Below are 13,451 nucleotides of genomic sequence, written 5' to 3'. Positions count from 1 at the left end.
CTAACGCACGCGCCGGGCGAACCAGATGGTGTGGCGGGGGCCCTTGTTGTTCGGGCGGGCGCGCACCGTTTCGACCTCGACCTGCAGCCCTGCATCCATCAGCCGGCGGGTGAACTTGTGGTCGTCCGCCGCTGACCAGATCGCCAGCAAGCCGCCCACGCTCAGGGCATCACGCATGCGGGCGATGCCCGTGCGGGTGTAGAGCCGTTCGTTGCCGTCGCGCACGATGCCATCGGGACCATTGTCAACGTCCATCAGGATCGCGTCGTAAAGCGGCGTGGTGCCATCGCCCGCATCGTCCACCAGCGCGGCGACATCGGCGATGATAACCTCTCCGCGCGGGTCGTCGAGCGTGTCGCCGATCAGGTGTGCGAGCGGTCCGCGCGCCCAGTCGACGATCTCCGCCACCACCTCGGCCACGGTGATGTGACCGTTCGCCGGCAGCACCTCCAGCGCGGCGCGGTAGGTGAAGCCCATGCCGTATCCGCCTATCAGTATGCGCGGAGCCGGCATCTCCAGCCGCTCCAGCGTCAGCCGGGCCAGCTGTTCTTCGGAGAACTGCATGCGCGTGCCCATCAGCTCGTCACGGCCGAGCATGATGACATGGTCGCGGCCATGGGCGATCAGGGTCAACATGCCCCCATTGGGAATCTGTGCGGTGGCGATTTCCTCACGCGGCAGCATCTGTATCTCCTGGTTCGTCGTGTGAGCGGGGGACCGTCAGGCGGGCGACGGTGCCCGGCCCGTCGTCGCGCCGGTCGAGGGTGAACCTGCCGCCTAGCCCGCGCGCCAGGTTGCTGGCGATGCGCAGGCCGAGGCTGTCGGCCTGCTCCAGCACGAAGCCCTGCGGCAGGCCACGGCCCTCGTCCCTGATGGAGATGACGAAGGTATCGTCTGCTTCGTCTTCGACCACTGTCACCTCCAGCACCCCGCCCCGTGCCGCGCCATAGCCATGTTCCAGCGCGTTGCTGACGGCTTCGGATACCACCAGCGCGGTCGGCACCGCGGCGGCGGCAGGCAGCACGTCGGTGGCCTGTTCGTCGAAGTGATAGTCGATATCGGTGCGGCCCGACGCCTCCAGCGTGTCGCGCACGATGCGGTCGATGTAGTTTGCCAGCGAGAGCTGGGCCCCGTCCGCATGGTAGAGCGTGCGTTGCAACCGCCCCACCACGCCCAGCCTGCGCGATGCTTCGACCAGCGCCGCCTTGCCCGCCTCATCCGCCACGCCGCGCTGTTGCAGGTTGAGGATGGAGGACATCATCTGCAGGTTGTTGCCCACGCGGTGCTGCAGTTCCTCGAACAAAACGGCGCGGGTTTCTGCCAGGCTGTCGCTGCGCAGCCGTTCTGCCGCCAGCTGCCGGTTGGCCGCCTGCATCCAGTGGACCAAGGTGATGTCGACAGTGCAGATGAAGAGGTAGAACAGCATGGCCACCGCCGCCTGATACGGCAGGGCAAAGGTCTCGAACGGGGCGATGAAGAAGTACCAGCTGAGCATGCCGCACAGCACTGCCGCCACGATGCCCGGCCGCGCGCCCAGGAAGAAGGCGACGATGATGACCGCAGGAAAGAAGGTGAGGTAGGGAAAGCCAGGGGGCAGCGCATCATCGACCGCCCACCGCGCCACCAGCCCGGCAATGCTGGCCAGCACGGCACAGACATAACCGACCCACGGCCGACCGGAAGCCAGCGGCAAGCTTTCCAGAAAAGGTCGCCTCGCAGTATCGGGAGACTGGCGGTCAACGTCGTGCATGGTCGTGCGCTAGACTTTCGGGTTTCATACCGAAAGGGGCCGCAAGGGCGAATGCCCCCACGACCCCGTTCCGATAGTGCGCTGTTGGCGCGCCGTTGCGGATCAATCGTCCTTCAGGAACGCCGGCATGTGGTCATCGCCACCACCTGCGCTGGGTCCATCGCGGCGGCCGCCGCGATCGTCCTTGCGGTCACGGTTGCCACGCGGGCCGCGACGGTCACCGCCGCCACGCGGGCCACGGTCGCCCCGGTCGCCCCGGTCACCACCGCTGCGCGGTTCGCGGGGTTCGCGCGGGGGACGGGTGTCCTCCAGCTCCTCGCCGGTTTCCTGGTCGACGACGCGCATCGACAGGCGGACCTTGCCGCGCTGGTCGATCTCGAGAACCTTGACCTTGACCTCCTGCCCTTCGGACACGACGTCGGTCGGCTTCTCGACGCGCTCGTTCTTCATTTCGGAGACGTGGACGAGACCGTCCTTGCCGCCCATGAAGTTCACGAAGGCACCGAAGTCGACGATGTTGACGACCTTGCCGTCATAGACCTTGCCGACTTCCGCTTCCTCGGTGATGCCGGCGATCCACTTGCGCGCAGCCTCGATCTGGCTGACGTCGGACGAGCTGATCTTGATCAGGCCCTCGTCGTCGATGTCGACCTTGGCGCCGGTCTCGGCCACGATCTCGCGGATCACCTTGCCGCCGGTGCCGATGACGTCGCGGATCTTCGCCTTGTCGATCTGCATGGTCTCGATCCGCGGCGCGTGCGCCGACAGTTCGTTGCGGGCAGAGCCCAGCGCCTTCTGCATCTCGCCCAGGATATGCTGGCGACCGGCCTTGGCCTGCTCCAGCGCCTTGCCCATGATCTCCTGCGTGATCCCGGCCACCTTGATGTCCATCTGCATGGTGGTGATGCCGTTCTCGGTGCCGGCGACCTTGAAGTCCATGTCGCCGAGGTGATCTTCGTCACCCAGGATGTCCGACAGGACGGCAAAGTCATTGCCTTCGAGGATCAGGCCCATGGCGATGCCGGAAACCGGCCGTTCGATGGGAACGCCGGCGTCCATCATGCTGAGGCAGCCACCGCAGATCGTCGCCATCGAGCTCGAGCCGTTGGACTCGGTGATGTCGGACAGGATGCGGATGGTGTAGGGGAAATCCTCCTTGCTCGGCAGCACCGGGTGCAGCGCACGCCAGGCCAGCTTGCCGTGGCCGATCTCGCGACGGCCGGGCGCGCCGAAGCGGCCTACTTCACCGACCGAATAGGGCGGGAAGTTATAGTGCAGCATGAAGTTCGAGTAGGAGAGACCCTCCAGCCCGTCGATCATCTGCTCGCTGTCCTTGGTGCCCAGCGTGGTGGTGCAGATGGCCTGCGTCTCGCCGCGCGTGAACAGCGCCGAACCGTGGGCACGCGGCAGGAAGCCGACCATGCTCTCGATCGGGCGGACCTGGTCCAGCTTGCGGCCGTCGATGCGGGTGCCGTCCTTCAGGATGGCCTTGCGCACGATGTCGCCTTCCAGCGTCTTCACCAGCTTCAGGCGGCCCATGTAGCCGGCCGGATCGCTCTCGGCGAGACCGGAGAAATGCTCGCGCGCCTTGGTGCGGGCGTCATTGACGGCGGCCTGCCGTTCGGACTTGTTGGTCAGCTTGTAGGCGGCGGCGAGATCTTCGCCGATGACGCCGCGCAGTTCTTCCAGCAGGGCGGCCTTGCCGTCCACCTTGTCGATCTGCCACGGATCCTTGGCACCCTGTTCGGCCAGGTCGATGATCGCACCGATGACCTTGCGGATCTCGTCATGCGCGAACGCCACGGCGCCGAGCATTTCTTCCTCGGTCAGTTCCTTGGCTTCGGATTCCACCATCATCACGGCGTCGTGCGTGGCTGCCACGACTAGGTCGAGGCGACCGTCTTCCAGCGCCTTGTCCTGCTTCGGGTTGAGCACGTATTCGCCATCGATGTAGCCCACGCGGCAACCGCCGATGGGACCCATGAAGGGCACGCCCGAGATGGTCAGCGCGGCAGATGCCGCGATCATGGCCACCATGTCCGCCTCGGTCTCGCCGTCGAACGACAGCACCTGGCAGATCACGTTGATCTCGTTGTAGAAGCCTTCGGGGAACAGCGGGCGGATCGGGCGGTCGATCAGGCGGCTGGTCAGCGTTTCCTTCTCGGTCGCGCCGCGCTCACGCTTGAAGAAGCCGCCGGGGATACGGCCCGCGGCAGAGAACTTCTCCTGGTAATGGACGGTCAGCGGGAAGAAGTCCTGCCCTTCCTTGACGTTCTTGGCGGCGGTCACGGCGCACAGCACCACGGTTTCGCCATAGGTGGCCAGCACGGCGCCGTCAGCCTGACGGGCGATGCGGCCGGTTTCGAGGGTGAGGGTCTTTCCGCCCCACTCGATCGATACGGTTTTGGTGTCGAACATGTAATTTCCTTATGATCCCGCGCGCCATATTGCGTCGCGGGGCCTCTGATGCCGGGGATACCGTCCCGGTCCGGTGCGGGGCGCCTTGGTGCCCCATTGCCCGCTACCCGCCGAATTGCGCGATAGCCGGATAAACGAAGGGCGGCCCTTGAGCCGCCCCTCGCAAAAACTCTTATTTGCGCAGACCCAGCTTCTGGATCAGCGAGTTGTAACGCTCCAGATCCTTGCGCTTGAGGTAGGCGAGCAGGCTGCGACGCTTGTTCACCATCATCAGCAGGCCACGACGGGAATGGTTGTCCTTGTGGTGGCCCTTGAAGTGCTCGGTCAGGTTGCGGATGCGTTCGGTCAGGATCGCGACCTGGACTTCCGGAGATCCGGTATCGCCCTTGTTGGTGGCGTTGTCCTGGATGATTTCCTGCTTCTTTTCGGGAGTTACCGACATGCTTTGAGACCTTTTCGCGGTATCGCGCTATATGTTGAACCCCCGGACAACCGTCATGGCGCCGCCTTCGATTTCCACCAACGCTACCGGAACATCGCCCAGTTTCGCGAAATGGAGCCCGTCGGGATGGGGCAATCCGGAAACGACCCGGCCCTGTCGGGCCGCCTGCGCGCTTTCCGGATCGAGTGCGAGGGCCGGGATACCGTCCAGCCCCGCCTCCAGCGGCAGGAGGTGGTCTTCAAGTCGCGCGCCCTTACCGATTTCGTTCAGCAAGTCCAGCGAAATCGCCTGATCCTCGGTGAAAGGACCGGCCTTCGTGCGCCTGAGATAGGTCACGTGACCCAGCGTTCCAAGCGCCCGTGCGATGTCCCATGCCAATGACCGGATGTAGGTGCCCTTGCTCACGCTGGCGACGAGGGTGACGGTGTCGGCCATCTCCAGCGCCTCGTACCCGATTTCCGCATCGGGACGTGAACCCGTGCTGGCGAAGGCGGAATAGAGCGGCGCGTAGCCGGCCTCTCCCACCATCGCGAGGCTGTGGATCGTCACCCGCCGCGTGGCGAGCTCGAAGTCCTGCCCGCCCCGCGCCAGGTCGTAGGCGCGCCGGCCATCCACCTTCAGCGCCGAATATCTGGGCGGCAGCTGGTCGATCGTGCCGGTGAAATGTTCCAGCACCGCGGGGATAGCCGCGCGCGGGGGGCGGCGATCGGTGCGTTCCGTCACCTTGCCCTCGGTGTCGAGGGTTTCGGTTTCCTCGCCGAAAGCGATGGTGAATTCATACGTCTTGTCTGCGTCGAGCATCCGCCCGGTGAGCTTCGTCGCTTCCCCCAGGGCAATGGGCAGCACGCCCTCGGCCAGCGGATCGAGGGTGCCGCCGTGGCCGACCTTGGGCAGGTCCCGCAGCTTCGGGCCGTAGCCCAGTTCGCGCAGCACGCGTTTCACCGCGCCCACGGCCTGGGTGGATCTCAGGCCCGGCGGCTTGTCGAGGATCAGCCAGCCGTTGGGGCGAAAAGGTCGGTCAGTCACCCGCCACCGTGCCGGCAAGCGCGAGGTAGCGGTCCATCACCCAGGCGACCGGCCGACCGATGGTGTTCTCCAGCACGCCAAGCTGCGGCGCGAACCAGGTCAATGCGATCAGGCCGAAGAACAGCAGCATCCCGAACGGTCGCAGCCGCTCGTAATAATGCACCCAGCGCCGCGGCATCGCCCCCTCGACGATGTGCGAGCCATCGAAGGGCGGAATCGGCAGCAGGTTGAATACGGCCAGGAACACGTTGATCAGGATGAAGTAGAACATGCCGCTGGCAAAGGCGGCGGTCTCGCCCGCCCCGTCCACGATCACCGACATGCCGGTGTCCAGCGCGCTCATCCCCGCGCCCGCAGGCGTCGCCATCCCCAGCAGCACCGCGCCCACCAGCGCCAGCACGAAGTTCGTGCCCGGCCCGGCGGCCGCCACCGCCATCATGCCGAAGCGCGGGTTGTCGAGCCGTTGTTTCAACACCGGCACAGGCTTGGCCCAGCCGAAGATAGGCCCGCCGACCAGCGCCAGGAAGCCCGGCACCAGCAGCGTGCCGACCGGATCGACGTGGCGGATGGGGTTGAGGCTGAGCCGGCGCTGTTCCTTGGCCGTCGGGTCGCCCAGCGCCAGCGCCGCCCAGCCGTGGGCGACCTCGTGAAACACGATCGCCACCACCAGGCAGGGAATCAGGATGAGGGCAAACAGCAGGGTATCCGACATGCCGGCCCACATGGGCGCTGCCAGCGCGCTGGTAAAGTGGCCCGCGACTTGTCATGCTCCGCTTCGAGGGTCGGCCGCGGGGGATACGAGGCAATGGCAAGCGCACCGGGAAGCACGCAAGCAGCGACCAAGCAAAAAGGCTTTCTTGCCCGGGTGGAACGCGCGGGCAATCGCCTGCCCGATCCGGTGCTGCTGTTCGTGTGGTTCGTGCTGGCGCTGGTGGCGGTGTCCGTGGTCGCCAGCATGGCGGGGCTGTCGGCGCTGCACCCGGCCGAAATCGACCCCGAAACCGGCACCAACACGATCATCACCGTCCAAAGCCTGCTGAGCAGCGCAAACCTGCGCCTGCTGCTGACCGAGACCGGCACCACCTTTACCAGCTTTCCGCCGCTCGGCTTCGTCCTGGTGGTGATGCTGGGCGCGGGCGTGGCGGAGCGGTCGGGCCTGTTCACCAGCGCCATGCGCGCCAGCGTGGCCCGCGCCCCGCGGTTCTGGCTGACCCCGGCGGTGGCCGTTGCCTGCATGCTGGCAAACCACGCCGCCGATGCCGCCTTCGTGGTGATGATCCCGCTGGCGGCCATCGTCTACCACGCCGCCGGGCGCCATCCGCTGCTGGGCATAGCGGTCAGCTTCGCCGGTGTTTCGGGGGCCTTTTCCGCCAACCTGTTTCCGGGCCAGCTCGACGCCCTGCTGCTGGGCATAACAGAGGCCGCGGTGCAGACCGTGTTCCCCGACTGGCGCGCCAATATCGCGGGCAACTGGTATTTCATCGCGGCCATGCTGGTCGTCTACCTGCCGGTCATCTGGTACGTCACCGAGCGGGTGATCGAGCCGCGGCTGGGCGCCTACGATCCGGCGCTGGCGGGAGAGGCGCTGGGCGATGAGCCGAGCGCAGTCACCACGCCGGCCCAGGCGCGCGGCCTGCGCCGGGCCGGGCTGGCGGTTCTGGCGCTGGTGGCAGTGTGGGTATTCCTGACCATCGGCCCGAACGCCCCGCTGATCGACCGTGCCGCCCCGCCCGAAGCGCAGATGACGCCGTTCTATCGCAGCCTGCTGGTGTTCTTCATGCTCGTCTTCCTAGTGCCCGGCTGGTTCTACGGCCGCGCGGCGGGGACCATCGCCGATCACCGCGAACTGATCGCCATGATGGCGGGCGCGATGAAGGACATGGCCTATTACCTAGTGCTCACCTTCGTGGCCGCGCATTTCGTGGCCATGTTCGCCTGGTCGAACCTCGGCATCGTGCTGGCGGTCAACGGCGCGGACACGCTAAGGGCGAGCGGACTGCCGGTGTGGGCCATGCTGGTGGCGGTGCTGCTGTTCGGCGCGCTGCTCAACCTGCTTATCGGCTCTGCCAGCGCCAAGTGGGCAGTGCTGGCACCGGTGTTCGTGCCCATGCTGATGCTGCTGGGCATCTCGCCCGAAATGACCACCGCTGCTTTCCGCGTTGGGGACAGCGCCACCAATATCATCACCCCGCTGCTGCCCTATTTTCCGCTGATCCTGATCTTCTGCCAGCGATGGAACCGCGATTTCGGCATCGGCAGCCTGACCGCGATGATGATCCCCTACTGCGGCGGCATCATGGTAGCCGGGCTGGCCATCACGATCGGCTGGGTGGTGTTCGACCTGCCGCTGGGCCCGGGCGCGAGCGTGTTCTTCGATCTGCCAAAGGCGACAGCGCCAGGCGTTACGGCAGGCGGCGGGTGAAGACGCTGCTGATCGTCTGGCATTCGCGCACCGGCGGGTCGCGCCAACTGGCCGAGGCGGCGCGCGAGGGGGCGCTGGCCGCGGGCGATTGCGCGGTGCGCCTCCTGTCCGCGGAAGAGGCCGAGGCGGCCGACCTCCTCGCCGCCGACGGCTATTTGTTCGCCTGCCCGGAAAACCTCGCCGCGATCGCCGGGGTGATGAAGGCGTTCTTCGACCGCACCTACTATGACGTGCTGGGCCGGATCGAGGGTCGGCCCTACGCGGCCGTAATCTGTGCAGGGTCGGACGGAGAGAATGCGAAGGTGCAGCTCGAACGCATCTGCACCGGATGGCGGCTGCGGCGGGTAGCGGACACGCGGATCGTCAATGTCGGCGCGCAGACGCGCGAGGCCATTTTCGCACCCAAGGCCATTGCCGCCGGGGATCTTGCCGCAGCGCGCGATCTGGGAGCGATGCTTGCCGCCGGGTTGGCGCTCGGCGTATACTGAATGCGATCTTTCGGCAAGGCCCCCGGAACAGGTGCCCGCTTTCATAGTTAGCTCCTTTACCGACATGCACCGCAAGGCTCCTGTCGCTTTTGAGGAGACATTTCATGAAGAAGCTTCTTACCGTGCTCGCTCTGAGCACCAGCGCATTCTTGGTCCAGGCCTGCAACACGCTCGACGGTGCCGTCGAAGACGTCGAATCGGTGGGTGATTGCGCCGACGGCGTGGAAGGCAACTGCTGATCCCGCCTGCTGATTTCAGGACACGGAAACGCCGCCTCCGGGCGGCGTTTTTGTGTCCGGGGTCCGCGATGCACTGTCAGCGATACATTCCCAGGTCCGCCGCGAAATGGCGGCGGCACAACGCGACGTAGCGCTCGTTGCCGCCGATTTCGGTCTGCTCGCCCTCGCCCACAGCCTCGCCGCTGGCGGAAACGCGCAGGTTCATCGTCGCCTTGCGCCCGCAGTGGCACACGGCCTTCAGCTCGACGAGGCTGTCCGCCACGCCCAGCAACACTGCCGAGCCGGGAAACAGGTCGCCGCGAAAATCCGTGCGCAGGCCATAGCACAGCACCGGAATGTCGGCCGCGTCCGCCAGCCGTGCGCATTGCCACACCTGAACGGCGGTGAGAAACTGCGCCTCGTCGATCAGCACGCATGACAGCGGCGCCGCGGCGTGCCGCGCCATCACCTCGCGCCAAAGGTCGGTGCCCGGCGTATAGCGGTTGGCGTCCGCCTCCAGCCCGATGCGGCTGGCGATGGCGCAGTTCGATCGGGTATCGATCGCCGCCGTCCACAGCATGGTCGCCATGCCCCGTTCGCGGTAGTTGAAATCCGCCTGCAGCAGGGTGGTCGATTTTCCGGCGTTCATGCTGGCATAGTAGAAATAGAGCTTGGCCATGGCCGGCCTATGCCCGCAAAAAGCCGCCGCTTCCATCCGGGCTCAAACGCGGTTGCGGAAACAATTGGCAGACGCGGCGTAACGAAGGGCGAAAGGGGTAGCCGATGCTACGATCGATCTTGATGGGCTTCGTTGCCGGCCAGCGCAGCATGACGCCGCTTGCCGCCGTTGCCGCAGCGGCGCGGCAGGGCACCTTGCCGCCGGACGCGCTGCTGCGCGAATTCGTGGCGCACCCGGTTATTGCTGGCGGGACCGTGGCTCTCGCCGCTGCGGAGATGGCGGGCGACAAGATGAAGAGCGCGCCCGATCGTATCGTGCCGCTCGGCCTTATCGCGCGCACGCTGACGGCGGCCTATGCCGGCGCGGCGCTGGCGCGGCCCGGAGAACGTGTTGCAGGGGGCGCCGTGGCCGTCGCCTGTGCGCTGGGCAGTTCGTACATCGGCTGGCGGATGCGCTGTGCCGCGATGGACCGCTATGGCCAGACCGCGACCGGCGTCGCGGAAGATGCACTGGTATTGGGCAGCGCGCTCACCGTGGCGCTTTCCCCGGGTCTCGACCGCCGGGGCTAGTCCTGGCGCCCGTCCTCGTCGAGGTCGCGCACGACCTTGGGATCGTCGAGCAACTGTTCGATGCGGCTTGCCTCATCGAAGCTCTCGTCGGACCGGAATTGCAGCTTGGGCGCGAATTTCAGGCCGAGGCGCTGGGCGACCTCGCGCTGGAAGAAGGCGGTGTTGGTGCGCAGCGCCTTTACCACCACGGCCTCGTCCTCACCCAGCAGCGGCTTTACGTAGACCTTGGCGTTGCGCAGGTCGGGCGACATGCGCACTTCGGTGACACTGATTGCATGGGCGCGCAGCACCTCGTCATGCGCCTCCCCGCGGGCGAGCAGTTCGCTGAGGATATGCCGCACCCGCTCGCCCACCTTGAGCAGGCGGACGGACTGGTCTTCGCCCGATACGTGCCTAGCCATCGGCGTTCTCGCCAGCCGCCGCGATGCCACCAGGCCATTCGGTCGCCATCGCCGTGGCAGTGGCGCGGGCGCAGAGGTGGCCCTTGTGGTCGAAGAGTTCGGCCTCGACAAAGGTGATGCGCCGCCCGGCCTTGACCGGGCGCGCCTTTACCGTGATCGGCTCCATCGCGACAGGCGCAAGCAGCGACAGGTTGATGTCCAGCGACAGCTGCAACTTGCCATTGGTGCCGAGGTAAACCGCCGCGCCCATCGCCTCGTCCAGGAAGCCGGCCAGCAGCCCGCCCTGCACGTTGCCGCGCATGTTGGCGAAGCCGGCAGGGGGCACGAAGGCCATTTCCACGGTCTTCGTGCCTTCGTCCATGCCGACGAACCGGGCGCCCATCAGCTGGGCGCTGGGCCAGTCTGGTGTCAGGTTCTGCTCCATCGCCGCCCCTCGCGCCTTACAGCGTGCGCTCTTCCTCGTTCACCTCGAACACCTCGAGCTGGTCGCCCGGCTTGATGTCGTTGGTGTCGGCGAGGACCACGCCGCATTCCAGACCGGCGCGCACCTCGTCCACGTCGTCCTTGAACCGGCGCAGCGACTGGATGGTCGTGGCCGAGACGATGACATCGTCGCGGGTGAGGCGGGCGTGCAGACCCTTGCGGATGATGCCTTCCTCCACCAGCAGGCCGGCGGCCTTGTCGCGCTTGCCGGACTTGAAGACGTCCTTGACCGCTGCACGGCCGAGCACGGTTTCCACCTTCAGCGGGCCAAGCTCGCCCAGCAGTTCCTTCGTGACCTCGTCCGTCACATGATAAATCACGTCGTGATACATCATGCGGACGCCATCGCGCTTCACCAGGTCGCGCGCCTTGGGGTTCGGACGCACGTTGAAGCCGACGATCGGCGCCTTGCTGGCCGCTGCCAGCGTGACGTCGCTTTCCGTGATGGCACCCACGCCCGCGTTCAGCACGCGCACCTTGATGTCATCGTTGGACAGGTTGTGCAGCGCGTGGACGATCGCCTCAACCGATCCCTGCACGTCCGCCTTCACCACAACCGGCCATTCGATCACGTTCGACTTGTTGAACATGGTGTCAAAGCTGGTGGGCGCGAGCGCGGTGCGCTGTTCGGTGGCGCGTTCCTGGCGATACTGCGCCACTTCGCGCGCACGCTGTTCGTTCTCAACCACGGTCAGCTGATCGCCGGCGTTGGGCACACCGCCAAGGCCGAGGACCTCGACAGGCATGGAGGGGCCCGCTTCCTTGATCTGCTTGCCCTGATCGTCGACCAGTGCGCGGACCTTGCCGCTCTGGCTGCCGACGACGAAGGTATCGCCGCGCTTCAGCGTGCCGCGCTTCACCAGCACGGTCGCCACGGGGCCGCGACCCTTGTCGAGCTGCGCCTCGATCACGATCGCCTCGGCATCGCGATCGGGCCGCGCCCGCAGTTCCAGCAGTTCGGCCTGCAAGTGGATCTTCTCGATCAGCGCGTCGAGCCCGTCGCCGGTCTTGGCGGAGACTTCCACGTCGAGCACGTCGCCCGACATTTCCTCCACGATGACCTCGTGTTCCAGCAGGCGCTCGCGCACCTTCTTGGCGTTGGCTTCGGGCTTGTCGATCTTGTTGATCGCCACGATCATCGGCACGTTCGCCGCCTTGGCGTGGTTGATAGCCTCGATCGTCTGCGGCATGATCCCGTCGTCCGCGGCAACCACCAGCACCACGATATCGGTCACGTTGGCGCCGCGCGCACGCATCTGCGTGAAGGCGGCGTGGCCGGGGGTGTCGAGGAAGGTGATCTTCGACTTGTCCTTCGTGCTCACCTGGTAGGCGCCGATGTGCTGCGTGATGCCGCCGGCCTCGCTGCGCGTCACGCTGGTCTTGCGCAGCGCATCGAGCAGGCTGGTCTTGCCGTGGTCGACGTGGCCCATGACCGCCACGACGGGCGCGCGGGGGCGCAGCGTTTCTTCCGGATCGCTCTCTTCGCTGGTGTCGATGTCGACATCGCTGGCGGAGACCTTCTGGATCGTGTGGCCGAACTGTTCGACCAGCAACTCCGCAGTATCCTGGTCGATCGTCTGGTTGACGGTGACCATCATGTCGAGGTTGAACAGCTCCTTCACCAGGTCGGCGCCCTTTTCGCCCATGCGCTTGGCAAGTTCGGCAACGGTGATGACCTCGGGCACGACAACGTCGCGCACCTGCTTCTCGCGCGGGGCGGACGAACCGCCGCCATGCAGGCGCCGCTCCTTCTCGCGGGCACGCTTCAGCGCGGCGAGGCTGCGGGCGCGGCGGCCCTCGTCCTCGTTCAACGCGCGGTTGACGGTCAGCTTGCCCGAACGGCGCTTGTCGCCGGCGTCGGCCACGGGGGTGCCGCGCTTGGGCTTGTCTTCGCGCTTCTTCTCGGGCCGCTTGGGCTCCGGACGCGCAACAGGCGTGAACCTGCGCGCGGCGGGGACGGCGGGCGTTGCAGTCGCCGTGCCGGTGTCGGCCTCGGTGCTGGTGGCTTCGGCGGCCGGCGCGTTTTCGGCGTCCTGCGGCGCGGCTGCCGTCGGGGCATCGGTGGGCGCGGCAGCGGCATCGGCCACCGCCTGCTTTTCGGCCTCTTCGCGCGCCTTGGCATTGTCTTCGGCGCGCTTCTTTTCGGTCTCGGCAGCCTGCCGGGCTTCGGCATCCTCGCGCTTGCGCGCTTCCTGGCCCGTGCGCAGACGATCTTCCTCGGCCTCACGCTGCAGGCGCTGGACGCGTTCCTGCGGGGTTTCGCCCGAGGGCGCGGATGGCCGCTTCGCCACCGGCGCGGGGGCTGGCGTCGGCGTGGGAGCGGGCGCGGGCGCCGGGGTCGGAGCGGGCGCGGGCGCGGCGGCGGGCGGCGGCGGTGCAGCCACTTCCTCGCCCGGTTTCACGAGCTTGCGGCGACGCTTCACCTCGACCGCCACCTTGTTGGTGCGGCCGTGGCTGAAGGTCTGCTTGACCTCGCCAGCGCCCAGCGATCGCTTGAGCCCCAGGGGCTTGCGTTCGCGCGGAGTGTCGTTTTCGTCGCTCATGTGCTCTTCTTT

Annotated in this window: 14 protein-coding genes; 4 read left to right on the top strand and 10 right to left on the bottom strand. The window is 66.7% G+C overall.

Annotated features, from left to right (window positions below; translation table 11 throughout):
- The 6 genes from GRI62_RS02965 to GRI62_RS02940 form a co-directional block, all read right to left on the bottom strand.
- Positions 1 to 684: a polyamine aminopropyltransferase gene (locus GRI62_RS02965; protein WP_131451939.1), complete on the bottom strand. Its 684-nt coding sequence runs from the start codon at positions 682 to 684 to the stop codon at positions 1 to 3.
- Entirely contained in the window at positions 671 to 1,750 is a 1,080-nt protein-coding gene (locus GRI62_RS02960) for a sensor histidine kinase (RefSeq protein WP_131451938.1), read from the bottom strand. The genes GRI62_RS02965 and GRI62_RS02960 overlap by 14 nt, the downstream gene beginning before the upstream one ends.
- Positions 1,751 to 1,852: 102 nt before the next feature.
- Positions 1,853 to 4,168 carry a polyribonucleotide nucleotidyltransferase gene (gene pnp, locus GRI62_RS02955; RefSeq protein ID WP_131451937.1) on the bottom strand — a complete coding sequence of 772 codons (2,316 nt, stop codon included), beginning with the start codon at positions 4,166 to 4,168 and terminating at the stop codon, positions 1,853 to 1,855.
- Positions 4,169 to 4,340: 172 nt separating this feature from the next.
- Entirely contained in the window at positions 4,341 to 4,610 is a 270-nt protein-coding gene (gene rpsO / locus GRI62_RS02950) for a 30S ribosomal protein S15 (RefSeq protein WP_131451936.1), read from the bottom strand.
- Positions 4,611 to 4,637: 27 nt separating this feature from the next.
- On the bottom strand, positions 4,638 to 5,636 hold the full coding sequence (truB, locus tag GRI62_RS02945; protein ID WP_131451935.1) for a tRNA pseudouridine(55) synthase TruB: 999 nt from the start codon (positions 5,634 to 5,636) through the stop codon (positions 4,638 to 4,640).
- The gene (locus GRI62_RS02940) at positions 5,629 to 6,348 is read right to left on the bottom strand and encodes a site-2 protease family protein (protein ID WP_131451934.1); all 720 of its coding nucleotides are present in this window, start codon (positions 6,346 to 6,348) and stop codon (positions 5,629 to 5,631) included. The genes truB and GRI62_RS02940 overlap by 8 nt, the downstream gene beginning before the upstream one ends.
- A gap of 93 nt (positions 6,349 to 6,441) precedes the next feature.
- On the opposite strand from GRI62_RS02940, the gene GRI62_RS02935 reads away from it, so the two are divergent.
- The 3 genes from GRI62_RS02935 (at position 6,442) to GRI62_RS02925 (ending at position 8,785) form a co-directional block, all read left to right on the top strand.
- Entirely contained in the window at positions 6,442 to 8,058 is a 1,617-nt protein-coding gene (locus GRI62_RS02935) for an AbgT family transporter (RefSeq protein WP_131451933.1), read from the top strand.
- A complete protein-coding gene (locus tag GRI62_RS02930) occupies positions 8,055 to 8,546 on the top strand; it encodes a flavodoxin family protein (RefSeq protein ID WP_131451932.1) in 492 nt (163 codons plus the stop codon). The genes GRI62_RS02935 and GRI62_RS02930 overlap by 4 nt, the downstream gene beginning before the upstream one ends.
- 104 nt (positions 8,547 to 8,650) lie before the next feature.
- Positions 8,651 to 8,785, top strand: coding sequence for an Entericidin EcnA/B family protein (locus GRI62_RS02925; RefSeq protein ID WP_131451931.1), 135 nt, complete (start codon positions 8,651 to 8,653; stop codon positions 8,783 to 8,785).
- Between the two features lie 76 nt (positions 8,786 to 8,861).
- On the opposite strand, the gene GRI62_RS02920 is transcribed toward GRI62_RS02925, so the two are convergent.
- On the bottom strand, positions 8,862 to 9,443 hold the full coding sequence (locus GRI62_RS02920; protein ID WP_131451930.1) for a thymidine kinase: 582 nt from the start codon (positions 9,441 to 9,443) through the stop codon (positions 8,862 to 8,864).
- A 104-nt stretch (positions 9,444 to 9,547) separates the two neighbouring features.
- On the opposite strand from GRI62_RS02920, the gene GRI62_RS02915 reads away from it, so the two are divergent.
- Positions 9,548 to 10,012 carry a DUF4126 domain-containing protein gene (locus GRI62_RS02915; RefSeq protein WP_131451929.1) on the top strand — a complete coding sequence of 155 codons (465 nt, stop codon included), beginning with the start codon at positions 9,548 to 9,550 and terminating at the stop codon, positions 10,010 to 10,012.
- On the opposite strand, the gene rbfA is transcribed toward GRI62_RS02915, so the two are convergent.
- Genes rbfA through infB form a run of 3 tightly spaced genes read right to left on the bottom strand, consistent with a single transcriptional unit; the run spans position 10,009 to position 13,439 of the window.
- Positions 10,009 to 10,413 (bottom strand): 30S ribosome-binding factor RbfA, encoded by a 405-nt coding sequence (rbfA, locus tag GRI62_RS02910; RefSeq protein ID WP_131451928.1) that lies wholly within the window; start codon positions 10,411 to 10,413, stop codon positions 10,009 to 10,011. The two genes, GRI62_RS02915 and rbfA, sit on opposite strands and share 4 nt — an antisense overlap.
- Positions 10,406 to 10,837 (bottom strand): PaaI family thioesterase, encoded by a 432-nt coding sequence (locus GRI62_RS02905; protein ID WP_131451927.1) that lies wholly within the window; start codon positions 10,835 to 10,837, stop codon positions 10,406 to 10,408. The genes rbfA and GRI62_RS02905 overlap by 8 nt, the downstream gene beginning before the upstream one ends.
- A gap of 16 nt (positions 10,838 to 10,853) precedes the next feature.
- Positions 10,854 to 13,439 (bottom strand): translation initiation factor IF-2, encoded by a 2,586-nt coding sequence (gene infB / locus GRI62_RS02900; RefSeq protein WP_131451926.1) that lies wholly within the window; start codon positions 13,437 to 13,439, stop codon positions 10,854 to 10,856.
- Positions 13,440 to 13,451 lie beyond the last annotated feature (12 nt).

The sequence above is a fragment of the Aurantiacibacter arachoides genome (assembly GCF_009827335.1).
GTDB classification, from domain to species: domain Bacteria; phylum Pseudomonadota; class Alphaproteobacteria; order Sphingomonadales; family Sphingomonadaceae; genus Alteraurantiacibacter; species Alteraurantiacibacter arachoides.
The sequence above is the reverse complement of the archived record's forward strand: the minus strand, read 5'-3'. Positions and strand labels throughout refer to the sequence as shown.